Here is an 11894-nt window from a genome sequence, read left to right on the forward strand (position 1 = left end):
AAATATTTATTCCAATCAACCATTATATTATCACCTTCACTTTAAATTAGGGATGAAGAACTATTTTACCATGATATTCTTTTCCTTGTATCGCCATTTCAAATGCTTTTTTCCCTTCATTAAGAGGCAGTCGATGTGTAATTAGCATTTTTGTCTGAAGTATTTTACTTTCAAGGAAATGAACACATGTAATCCATTCTTTTCCAGGAAATGGTCCTGAAATTGCATTCCATGTTCCCACTATTGACAGTTCATTCCGTACAATTTTTTCAAAATATAATCGCTTCATCATGACATCACTATATGGTATCCCCATATAAATGACCTTACCCCCTTTCCCCGGTAAAGCGAGAACCTGTGCCGATGTTTCTGCTGTTCCAGCCGCTTCAACTGCTATATCTACACCCTTATTATTTGTTAATTCAAAAACTTTTTCATAAGATTGTTTACCTCTGGTATTAATAAGATCAGTAGCTCCAGCATACTGTGCCACTGCTAATTTTTTGTCATCTATATCTATTGCAATAATTTTTTTTGCACCCATTATTTTTGCCCATTGAACAGTCATTGTTCCGACTGTACCACATCCAAGGACAGCGACTGTATCTCCTGCCGATATTCCTCCCGCATTATAAAGTCCGTGCAATGCCACGCAAGAAGGTTCGACCACGGCCATTTCATCAAACGAGATACCGCCTGAAATGCTTATAACATTTTCTCGCGGCATAACAATATATTCAGCAAAAGCCCCCGGTCTGTATGCTCCAATGACTGATAATTTAAGGCATTGTGCATATTTTCCTCTTTTACAAGAGTCACATTTACCGCAATATATAGCTGGACAAGCACTTACTCTTTCCCCAGCTTTTAAATCTGTAACTGCTGTCCCTACTTCCACGACTTCTCCAGAAAATTCATGTCCCCATATCATTCCCTTTATATACGGTCCTAATAAAGCGTATCTATGCATATCGGATCCGCATATTCCTACCGATCTTATCCTTATTTTTACATCATCAGCATTTTTTATAATGGGTTCATCCGCTTCTTCAAATCGGATATCTCTTGCTCCATATAATTTTAAGGCTTTCATTATTATCTCTCCTTATAAAAAGCTAAAACTTACAAAACTATTTTTCAGCTATTTTTTTCATAATCCATCATTTGTTGGACACGAACAGCATATTTCCCTTCTAAATGTTCTGTTTCAAGCCATATTTTAGTAAATTCCCAAATCATATTTTCCGAAAATATACGTGCGCCCAGACACAATACATTAGCATCATTATGCATTTTTGCCATTTTAGCTGAAAACATGTCACTCACTAAAGAAGCCCTTATTCCTTTTACTTTATTTGCCATCATGGACATACCAATTCCCGTGCCACAAACTAATATGCCATATTTTTTATTTTGACTATTAATAATATCTTGGCAAACTTTTACTGCATAAATACCAGCATTAACCGATTTTTCGTTATATGTTCCTTTATCTTCTACTGTATATCCATTTTCTTCTAATTTAGTTATAAGGAATTGTTTAATTTTAAACCCTGCGTGATCAGAACCAATTACTATTATTCTTCTCATTTTTATCTTTCCTTAAATTTTTCTCAAAGTTTCCACAATTTCTTTATAAGATTGTGCCTTATTAAATAAAACTGACGTTCCTAAAACAAATCCGTCCACGTTCAGTTTGCTTAATTCCTTTATCTTGGATAATGAACACGCTCCGTCAATAATAACTTTATAATGATATTGACTAGCTAATAACACTAATTGTTTTATCTTTGTATTAACAAATTCAAGATATTTTTGCCCTGCAAATCCTGGACTTACCGTCATCACCAAAACATAATCCGCTAAGGACAGAAGTGGCACCATAGATTCCACTGTAACTTGAGGGCTTAATACCAGACCAGCTTTCCCACCATAAGTCTTTATCAACTGTAGTGTTCTTACTGGTAATTTATCTACTTCTGGATGAATATAAATAATATCTACACCCATATCAATAAAATTTTTTATATGTCTAACAGGATTTTCAGTCATCAAATGAACATCGACTGCTTTTTCAGATATACTGCATATCGCTTCTACATCCTGCAATCCCATACCAAAAGTAGGTATGAAATTTCCATCCATAATATCAATATGAAATACATCTATACCTGCCTTTTCCAATTCCAAAACTTCCTGTTTTAAAATTCCGCAATCTGCACACATCATTGAAGGACATAAAAGTCTAGACAAATTATTCTTCCTTTCATCACGATATTATTATTTATTTCTTTATTCATTCCAAATTGGCATGCCTTTTAGACATTATTTTATTTATTTCACAATTTTCTTCACTCATAATCAAAATAATTGCATCGCAAATCATCAACAGCATTTGCTCAAATAAACTGCCTAATGGCTGCACGCTGTTTTTGGATACACTATTTTTTGTAGGTGTATTTACACATATTATAGGTGGATTCAATTTAGCTAATTCAGACTTTTTATCAGAAGTTATTGTAATTACTTTTGCCTCTGCTTTCTGTGCAGCTATTACAGAAGCAATTACACTTTTAGTTTTTCCTGATGCAGAGGCTGAAATTAATAAATCATTGCTTTTTATCGATGGTGTTATTGTTTCACCGACTACATAAACAGTACAATTCATTTGCATAAGCCGCATGGCAAATGCTTTTAACATTAAACCACTGCGTCCCGCTCCATAAACAAAAATTGACCTCGCATCTTTGATTTCGTCTATAATATTTTCCAATTGTCTATCAGTTATCTTGCTTGATGCTCTTTTCAATTCATCAGTAATTATATCTATTTTCATTTCATCACCTCTGAAGTTTCAATGTATCCCACAATATTTTAATATTATCTGCTATATCACCATTAAAAATGTATCCTCCTGACACAAAAATATTTGCTCCTGCCTTATAACAATCAGCTGCTGTACTGGGATTAATGCTTCCATCTACTTCAATATCAATGTTTTTACCATGAAGTATTTTACGTACACTCTTTATTTTTTCTAACATATCTGTTAAAAACACCTGATTGCCTTCACCAGGATTTACCGTCATGATAAGTACCATATCTAATATCCCCAGCATACATTCTATATTCAAGTGATTCGTTGACGGACTCAATGCTACAGCACATTTTTTACCACCCCTTTTTATCATCTGAATGCAATGATAAAGGCATTTTGTTGACTCCTGATGAACTGTCACCATATCAGCCCCTGCATTGATAATACTTTCGATATGGTATTCTGGCTGCATTACCATCATATGCACATCTAAAGGAATATTAGTACATTTCTTTATCATTCTGATATGCTCCGCACCATATGCCATTTGACTAACAAAATGCCCATCCATAACATCAATATGTAACATCTGGACATTGTTTTGTTCTAAAATGCGGATTTTTTCCAATAATCTAGTTATATCTGCTGCAAATATCGATGGTGATAACTTTATTTCTCGCAAGATTAACCGCCTTTCACTAAATAAAATCAATAATAAATTTAGGCAATATATCTCAAATAATATATTGCCTAAGTAACTTTCTAAACAACTGTGGATTCCAAATAGTCTGGAATGTCTTCTATAGGTAATGATAAACATTTTTTTATTTGTTGTTCATCCATTACAAAAGCTATCAATTTTTTAAGAAAATCAACATGCTCCGTATGTTCTTTAACCGCTAAATTAAAAATCAATTGTGCTTGTATTGTCTTCGTATTATCATCCATACGATTAAATTTGATAGGTTTTACTAATTTTAATACACATACAGATGTCTTGTATACTTCATCCGAGGCGGCGTGCGGTATAGCAACGGGTATAATTGTAGGTAATCCAGTAGGAAAAGCTTTTTCTCTATTGACACAAGCCTCTACAAAACCCTTTCCAACACATTTCCCCTCAATCAGGGCACTTCCGCATATTCTAAGTGCCTCTTCCCAATTTCCTGCTTCTGCCTTAAGTGCAATATATCTCTTATTTGGTCCATTATCAGACATGTTATACCCTCTTAAATATCAATATTCGAATTTAATTTCTATAAATCAAGCGATAAGCCTATGCAGCAAGCATACGATTATGTTGGGCAAACTGAATCCAAAATATGCATCTGTAATTAATCCTTCTACATGTAAATTTGTAGAATTTATCATTGCAGTCGCTTCGACAGCAAATTGATTTGCACCCCAAACTATTAAAAACATACTGACCATACAACAAATTAATGATCGCACTAATTTTCCCTTGCTGGCCATTACACATAGTACTGTTATATAACAAACCGAGGTTAGTGTTCCAATTGGAAAATATGACATGCCCGGAATTAAAAATGCCAATAAAATTGTAAATGGTATACATACCGCCGTACAAACTATACAAGTAGGATGACCTAATCCCAAGCAAACATCCATCCCGATCCATAAATTTGCATCCGGTGAAACATGTTTTTGCATAAAATCATTGGCCGCATTACCAATAGGCGTTAATCCTTCCATCATAACTGAAACCATACGCGGAATTAACAGTAATACTCCTGCTAATCCCATGCCTATCATTGTAACCGTAGCAAAAGGCTGATGTGTAATAACCCCTAAAAGTACACCGACTATCAATCCAATAAATGCTGGATTGCCAAAGAAACCTATTTTAGATTGCAATTTATTCAAATCCAGTTCAAAGTTGTTCAATCCTGGTATTGCATCTATAATCTTGTTAAGAATAATTGCAATCGGCCACATATAGCTAATAAAAGATAATGTTGAACAAGTTGTTCCTTCTAAGCCGAATTCTTTTTCCCAGTGTGGCGCAACTTTTTCTGCAATAAATAATGTTATTATGGATAATCCAACTGTGATACCCAAGCCTAAAGCAAAACTGTCAAAAAGAGCATATGCTAACGCCCCTGGAATAAGAAAATGAATATAATTCCACATATCTACATTCATAACCTTGGTCCAGCCAAATTTTATTAAAATAACGTTTGCCACGATAATAAGCGGTACTGCCAAAGGTGCAAATGGTACAGTCCACGACGCTGCCCCCAGTGCTGCCCAGCCGATATCAACTGTTGTAAATCCACCGCCCATAGTATGATAATAATCAACGACGGGCTTTATTGATGACATCAACAACCCTATTACTAATAATAGTCCTTGGAATCCGATTCCTATCATCAATCCTGACTGCAAAGCCTGCCCTATTTTCATACGGAAAACCAAACCCAATATGAATATCATAATCGGCAATATAACTACTGCACCCATTCCTAAGATAGTTTGCACAATATTCAACAAAGTATCCATTAACATTTTCCTTTCTAAATAAAAGCAATTGTATTAAATTTAATATATATTCATCTGTTTTTGTCTTCAATTTTTTTACAAACATCTATTATTTGATCTTTTATCTTATCCCTATTTATTCCTGAAATCAGACCAAACACCTTAATAACAGGTACTTTTACTGGCTGATCATAATTCGATGTCACAAAAATAATATCTACTCCATTTTGTTTTTGTGGTATTTCTGTCAAATTTCCTTTTATTAAGACAGCATCTATTCCAGCTTGAGCCAATATTTTTTTTATAGCTTCTTGCGCTACTGTAGATGTTGCTATTCCACTCCCACAAGCTACCAATCCTCTAATCACAAAAATTCCTCCTATTGACAATTGTCATGATAATATCTATACTATTTTTTTATCTGTTTGGAAGCAGAACGACCTTTATTGCCTCTCCTGTCCTCGTCAGTTCAATACCTTTATTTATATCTTTCAACGGCAAAATATGTGTTATAAATTTATTAGCAGGAAATTGCGGTGAAATTGCAAGTTCAAAGGCCTTCTGCACTTGTATGCTGTTAGCTCCAAAATGTCCATAAATCCATAAATTATTGTAATGAATATAGTTTGTATCAATTTCAACCATACTGCCCTTTGGCACTCCACCAAAGAAAACTATAATACCACCTTTACGTGCCATGAAAATGCTCTGAGCCTGTGCACTTGGCGCCGGATTCGCTGATATAACCTTATCGGCACCACAGCCGTTTGTAAGCTTTCTTACCTTTTTAACTGCATCTTCCGACATACTATTTATCGTATAATCAGCTCCAAATTGTTTTATTAATTCCAAACGCTTATCATTTATTTCAACCACAATAACTTTATTTGCTCCACGCAATTTAGCGAGCTGTGCATGAAAGCATCCAATAGGACCGGCACCTATTATCACAACTGTATCACCCAATGTTATATTTATATTCTCCTGACACGCATATACGGATGAAAGCGGTTCACTCAAAGAAGCTGCTTCAAAAGACACACCTTCAGGTAATTTGAAAACAGAATCTCGTTGCAATTGCAAATTTGTCACCGGTACAAAATCGGCAAAACCACCTTGTCGATTAATATAATTTCCTGAATTCATGCAATTTTCACTATGCCCACTCCTGCAAGCCTTACATTTTAAACAATGATCCTCGGGATAAATATACAATCTATCGCCTAATTGATAAGCACCATCCGGCGCATCAGTTTCATCTACTGTTCCAACTATCTCATGTCCAAAGATATGTGGATACTTTCCCTGCAATGAATCCGTGGTCATATTCCTGATATCTGAACCACATAATCCCACTGCCATCACCTTTAAAATTAATCCCTTTGGAGGGCATTTAGGTTTTTCCCTTTCTTCCACTCGTATATCATTTGGTCCATACATCACAGCTGTTTGCATTTTACAACACCTCTCAAATTTTTTTATATCTATTACGCTTACTACCCGGATGTGTATTGCATAATTCTTCCCAATCTACATCCGAAATATTATGAACTTCTCCCACTGCTTTGGCTATTGAATATATTTTCATCACTTCTTCACCAGCTTCTAAAATTGCAACTGCTTTTTCCAGGCTGCCCGCTGCACAAACACAACCATGGTTTGCCAAAAGAACCAAATCATGGCCTTTCATCTTTTCTTCCAATCCATCGGCAATATGAATAGTTCCCGGTTTACCATATGGAATACAAGGAATGTCTTCATATAACAATCCGAATGTAGTTGAACAATGCAATTTTATTGCTTTATTGCAATATGCAAATGCTGTCAAATAAGGTGCATGTGTATGCACGACAGCATTGCAGTCCGGTCGTGCCCTCAAAGCCGCATTGTGAAGAATATATTCACTTGAATGTTTTAAAGTTCCTCCAATTTGTTTGTCACCTTCCATAATAGCAATTTTGTCTTCTGTCAAAAAAGCCTTCCTTGTTCCTGACGGTGTTATATACAACCTGCCTGTTTCTCTGTCTAAAATTGATATATTACCTTCCAGCGGATTTACCAAGCCTTTGGCATCCAGTAGCTTTGCATAGAGCACCACCTCATTTTTTATTGCCATCTCTTTGTTCATAATATTCCTCCTAAAAATTTTCAATAAATTGATGTAAAAATATATCAAAAGATTTTGTTTGTAACAAAATCTTTATACCATTATTATTTTTTATATATTCATAAAGTTTCAAAAATATTTCTTCCCATAATTGTGATTTTTCTTTTTCTATATTTAATAAAAATATTGCCTGGACTAAAAAATCATTCCATATAATTGGTTGTTTTAAAGTGCATATTGATATAAACGATGTATCCGCATCATTGTAAATTGGATGAGGTATTGCAATAAGCTCTCCAATAGATGTAGACGACAAACTTTCCCTCTCAAAAACAGATTTTTTGGTCTGTTCCGTCATTAATTGTTTTTTTATTGCCTCCTCAGTCAAAAAATCCAAACATTCATTTTTTTCTTTAAAATCTTTATCTACATAAAAATTTTCTTCAGAAAAAAAATCAACTATATCCTCTTTTTCTATAACTTTCTTATTCAAAATTCGCTGTTCGATTTTTTTAATGTCTGATTTTCCAAGCATATGATGTATTTCTATAACTTTATCTGAATTTATATTATCCAAAGGAACAGTAGAAAGTACAAAATCAACATCATCCAAAATGGATTTATCTACACTATAACCAGGAATAATTTTTTTTATATTAATTTGTTCTTTAAAATGTTCCTCGATTTTAGCTTTTAACAATACCGCCATTCCTAATCCAGCAGAACAGACAATGATAACATTTTTAACCTTGGCTTTATTATTTATCCCATTTCGACTTATAGCTGCACCAAAATGCAGTGCTATATAACCAATTTCATTTTCATTTACTTTTATTTGATCATTTTCTTCAACTACTTTCCCCGCTATAATTCCCATTTGAAACGCTAATGGATAATCATTTTTTATTGTTTTCAATAATTCATTACGAATGTTCATATTGAACTGAATTCGTGATAAAGTCACATTTAAATGCAGTATCAGTCCATCTATCAAATATTTATCTGATGTAAAGTCAATAGATAATGTTCTTTTTACTTCTTTTAATATTTTATTAACCATTTCCTTTACATGAATTTTATCTGCTGATTCTTTTCCTATATCCAATACCTTCTTGCTGGCCAATAGGCATTGAGTTATATAATATGCCTCCCCATAAGAAACATCTATTCCCATCTCACTATATATGGCACTTACTATTTCCTTTGCAACATTATATTCAAAAGTTTCTTCTATTTTTTGTGCCATACTTGCTGGATATGAAACCTGTTTATTTATTTTTGAACGTTTAATGGCAATAGCCGTATGAATACATAAATTTGATTTTGCTGCATCAGTTAATTGCAAATTTTTCTTATTTAAAATTATTTTTATTATCGTATCCAAATCTACAACATTTATATCATAAAAAATATTTTTCCAAAATTTATTTAATTTTGTTTCATTAATATATTCTGAAATACAATATCTTATATCTTTTTCATCTCCGGTTACCTGTATCCCACATGCTTTATATTGAATTATTTTTAAATTATATCTGTCTAATACTTTTTTTACTTGATTAAAATATACTTTCATCGTAGATAAACTTACAAACATCTCATCAGCCAAATCCGCTTGCGTCACCGCTTTATCCGAAAATGTATTCCCTAACAATCTTCCCAGAATATAGCTTATTCTCTGCTGAGATGTCTCAAACCCCTCATTATATTCACAAAATACTTTCCTATAAACATTATCAATATTTTCTAAAGAACTTAACCTATATCCCCAATTAGGCGCCGAAATAATTTTTACATCATGTATGGCTTCTTGTAAAATTTTTATATCCGACCGTATTGTCCTTGAAGAAACTCCTAATTGTTCAGCTATTTTCTTACCTGTTATTCCGTGAGAATGATCCCTCAATAATTCAAAAATCTTTTTACTCCTTTTATTAAGTTTCATCATTTATCCCGCTCCCTTAGCCTATATTTATTTTAACAAAAGCTTGTTTGCAAACATAGTTTGAAAGACTTCCTCCCTATATGGAAATATTTTGAAAACTTTTTGCAGTAGTTTTATTTGTTTTCCTAGCATGAAAACATTTCAGGAAATTTTCTTATTTTTTAAATTAAACTGTATATAAGGATAATTATCCTTATAACTATATCATTTTCTCTAAATATATATTTATTTAATATTTTTCTATCCTTTTTCGCATTTAATTAAATAAACTCTTCTTTTACCAAAAATTTAAACTACACTTTTTATTTATTAAAATATATCATCTGCAATAAACATAAAAAATAATCTTTAATCATAATCGCTCTTATAATTAAAGGTTATTTTTATGTTATACAAAATTATTTACTTTTTTCTGATACTAATGATATTACACTATCATANATCATAAAAACGGTATTATTTCTTTCACCGAGTCAAAAACCAGCTGCGGCTTGATCTTTGCTCTTGCTAGATCCTCTCTTTTTGTCTCACCGCTTAATACCAGCATACTGGATAGTCCATTATTCACTCCGGCCGCTATATCCGTATAAAGCCGGTCTCCCACCATCATCACTTCATCACCGGTCTTATCGATACGCGCCAGCAGATATTTTATTATTTCTTTGTTGGGCTTGCCGATAATATGGTCCGGTTCTCTTCCGGCGGACGCTTTTATAAAAGCATGTATAGCCCCGGCATCAGGTACAAAACCATTTTTGGTCGGGCAGTTATAATCCGGATGCGTTGCTATATAAGGCAGTCCGGCTCTCACAAAGTCACATACCCGGCACATTTTTTTATAGTTCAGTGATGTATCAAAAGCTGTGACCACCACATCCGGAGTTACATCATCAAGTATTATTCCTTTATGTTCAAATTCTGCTTTTAAAAAATCGTTACCTAATAAAAATACTCGTTTCCCCGGATAATTACGCTGTAGATAAAAGATCGTCGCCTGTCCTGATGTTATAATTTTTTCCTCACCGACATCCAGTCCCATCCGGTGCAGTTTTTTGACATAATTTTGCGGATTTTTTGATGAATTATTGGTCAAAAACACATAGCTGCGCCCTGATGCTTCTATTCTCTCCAAAAATTCTCTGGCACCATCTATCCATGACTCATCCAGATAAACAGTTCCATCCATATCCAGAGCAAAAACTTTTATATTGCGGATTATTCCTGCCTTGTCCTCGTTTATAAACATTCTGCCCATTCCCCACCTTGCTGCCATACGCATAATCACTATATCTGTGTGAAAACATTTATTTTAAGTTCGAAATTTCAGTACAGACTTCATCTGCTGTTTTTTTCAATTCACCGCAGTCGAACAGCATCTGCAATACGCCATAGCGATTACGCATTTCCTTGGCATATATTATTGCGTTATGCAGTAATTCCGATGTGATTTCTATCTGTTCCGGCAAATACGGTTCCTTTATTTTTTTCATGCGGGTTATCATGCTGTCTATATTCGGTAGAGTTTTCATCAATTCTATTATCTGCATTTTATTGGCCAAGACATTCTGCATTCTTGCAGCAGCTTTTTGGGTGTCATTTTTATGTACTTCATTTTCTAATTTGACAATGCTGTCACTGCATGCACCATAAACCTTGATTATCTGTTTTTCCCATTCTTCCTTGTCAAATGAAATTACCTTAAAGCTGCTGTTCGTTTCCAGAATCTTTATCGCTGCTTTATATACACAAAGTGCCACTATTGCCGCCACTCCCACAAAGGTCCCATGTTCTATATCATGGCGGTGGTAGTTCTGCAGGAACATCATTTCCCAAAAATGTCCCATCTGATGTTCGCAGCCGGAAGCCGGCCGTGAATTTCCACAATAGCTGATGCCTATTCCTGCCCATACCAAAGCTTCCATTACCGAAGCTATCGCTGCCGGGTCTCTTTCAGCGATGCCTTCGTCAGCTGCTTTTGCCACTGTATCAACTGCTTTTCGCATCAGTTTTTCAATTTCCGGACAATAGTATTCTCCATTTACTATATGTGATAACTTCCATTCCACCAGACAGATGTATTTGCCAAATATATCACCTACACCTGATGCTATCATATGCACCGGTGCATCTTTTAATATATCAACATCGCCGATTATCGCCCATGGGAATCCCAGTCCCTCGTAAGTTATCTTGAAACCATCTATGATAAGCGGCGATACGGCTGAAGCATATCCGTCCATGGAAGGAGCCGTCGCCACTATAGCGTAGGGCACCTGCATCTTTTTGGATACAAACCGCATTAAATCATTTATTACTCCTGAACCGACAGCTATGACAAAATCACATTCATTTGGTATGTGTGTGAAAATTCTTCCTATATTCAATTCATTGGGAATGAGCTCTTTATCGGTGAAAATAAATTCATCGTATGCGGCATTAGCTTTTTTCAATGCCGCATATACTTTTTCCCCTGCTACTTTTATTGTATGCACATCGGCCACAATACAAATATGCCTGAATCCTTC

Annotated in this window: 13 protein-coding genes; all 13 read right to left on the reverse strand. The window is 34.4% G+C overall.

The window, feature by feature from the left end; genetic code table 11:
* Positions 1 to 46: 46 nt before the first annotated feature.
* The gene (locus I6751_RS04685; RefSeq protein WP_196591305.1) at positions 47 to 1093 is read right to left on the reverse strand and encodes a galactitol-1-phosphate 5-dehydrogenase; all 1047 of its coding nucleotides are present in this window, start codon (positions 1091 to 1093) and stop codon (positions 47 to 49) included.
* 44 nt (positions 1094 to 1137) lie between these two features.
* Positions 1138 to 1590, reverse strand: coding sequence for a ribose 5-phosphate isomerase B (gene rpiB, locus I6751_RS04690; RefSeq protein WP_196591306.1), 453 nt, complete (start codon positions 1588 to 1590; stop codon positions 1138 to 1140).
* Between the two features lie 12 nt (positions 1591 to 1602).
* Positions 1603 to 2253: a ribulose-phosphate 3-epimerase gene (locus tag I6751_RS04695; protein WP_196591307.1), complete on the reverse strand. Its 651-nt coding sequence runs from the start codon at positions 2251 to 2253 to the stop codon at positions 1603 to 1605.
* A gap of 43 nt (positions 2254 to 2296) precedes the next feature.
* Positions 2297 to 2836: a 6-phospho-3-hexuloisomerase gene (gene hxlB, locus I6751_RS04700; RefSeq protein WP_196591308.1), complete on the reverse strand. Its 540-nt coding sequence runs from the start codon at positions 2834 to 2836 to the stop codon at positions 2297 to 2299.
* Positions 2837 to 2840: 4 nt separating this feature from the next.
* A complete protein-coding gene (locus tag I6751_RS04705; protein ID WP_196591309.1) occupies positions 2841 to 3500 on the reverse strand; it encodes a ribulose-phosphate 3-epimerase in 660 nt (219 codons plus the stop codon).
* An 80-nt stretch (positions 3501 to 3580) separates the two neighbouring features.
* Positions 3581 to 4036 (reverse strand): PTS sugar transporter subunit IIA, encoded by a 456-nt coding sequence (locus I6751_RS04710; RefSeq protein WP_196591310.1) that lies wholly within the window; start codon positions 4034 to 4036, stop codon positions 3581 to 3583.
* Between the two features lie 45 nt (positions 4037 to 4081).
* Positions 4082 to 5338 (reverse strand): PTS transporter subunit IIC, encoded by a 1257-nt coding sequence (locus I6751_RS04715; protein WP_196591311.1) that lies wholly within the window; start codon positions 5336 to 5338, stop codon positions 4082 to 4084.
* Between the two features lie 50 nt (positions 5339 to 5388).
* Complete coding sequence (locus I6751_RS04720; protein WP_196591312.1) at positions 5389 to 5685, reverse strand: PTS sugar transporter subunit IIB; 297 nt, start codon at positions 5683 to 5685, stop codon at positions 5389 to 5391.
* A gap of 49 nt (positions 5686 to 5734) precedes the next feature.
* A complete protein-coding gene (locus tag I6751_RS04725) occupies positions 5735 to 6772 on the reverse strand; it encodes a zinc-binding dehydrogenase (RefSeq protein WP_196591313.1) in 1038 nt (345 codons plus the stop codon).
* A 13-nt stretch (positions 6773 to 6785) separates the two neighbouring features.
* Complete coding sequence (locus tag I6751_RS04730; protein WP_231037905.1) at positions 6786 to 7445, reverse strand: class II aldolase/adducin family protein; 660 nt, start codon at positions 7443 to 7445, stop codon at positions 6786 to 6788.
* A 10-nt stretch (positions 7446 to 7455) separates the two neighbouring features.
* Positions 7456 to 9372: a BglG family transcription antiterminator gene (locus tag I6751_RS04735; protein WP_196591314.1), complete on the reverse strand. Its 1917-nt coding sequence runs from the start codon at positions 9370 to 9372 to the stop codon at positions 7456 to 7458.
* Between the two features lie 439 nt (positions 9373 to 9811).
* Positions 9812 to 10615: an HAD-IIA family hydrolase gene (locus I6751_RS04740; RefSeq protein ID WP_196591315.1), complete on the reverse strand. Its 804-nt coding sequence runs from the start codon at positions 10613 to 10615 to the stop codon at positions 9812 to 9814.
* A 58-nt stretch (positions 10616 to 10673) separates the two neighbouring features.
* Positions 10674 to 11894: sn-glycerol-1-phosphate dehydrogenase (locus tag I6751_RS04745; RefSeq protein ID WP_196591185.1), on the reverse strand; the 1221-nt coding region annotated here is incomplete at its 5' end.

Source organism: Pectinatus frisingensis (assembly GCF_015732285.1).
GTDB classification, from domain to species: domain Bacteria; phylum Bacillota; class Negativicutes; order Selenomonadales; family Selenomonadaceae; genus Pectinatus; species Pectinatus frisingensis.

Coding starts and splice junctions, on each gene's coding strand:
- I6751_RS04685 (WP_196591305.1), bottom strand. CDS start 1,093: ATGAAAGCCTTAAAATTATATGGAGCAAGAGATATCCGATTTGAAGAA.
- rpiB (WP_196591306.1), bottom strand. CDS start 1,590: ATGAGAAGAATAATAGTAATTGGTTCTGATCACGCAGGGTTTAAAATT.
- hxlB (WP_196591308.1), bottom strand. CDS start 2,836: ATGAAAATAGATATAATTACTGATGAATTGAAAAGAGCATCAAGCAAG.
- I6751_RS04710 (WP_196591310.1), bottom strand. CDS start 4,036: ATGTCTGATAATGGACCAAATAAGAGATATATTGCACTTAAGGCAGAA.
- I6751_RS04715 (WP_196591311.1), bottom strand. CDS start 5,338: ATGGATACTTTGTTGAATATTGTGCAAACTATCTTAGGAATGGGTGCA.
- I6751_RS04725 (WP_196591313.1), bottom strand. CDS start 6,772: ATGCAAACAGCTGTGATGTATGGACCAAATGATATACGAGTGGAAGAA.
- I6751_RS04730 (WP_231037905.1), bottom strand. CDS start 7,445: ATGAACAAAGAGATGGCAATAAAAAATGAGGTGGTGCTCTATGCAAAG.
- I6751_RS04735 (WP_196591314.1), bottom strand. CDS start 9,372: ATGATGAAACTTAATAAAAGGAGTAAAAAGATTTTTGAATTATTGAGG.
- I6751_RS04740 (WP_196591315.1), bottom strand. CDS start 10,615: ATGTTTATAAACGAGGACAAGGCAGGAATAATCCGCAATATAAAAGTT.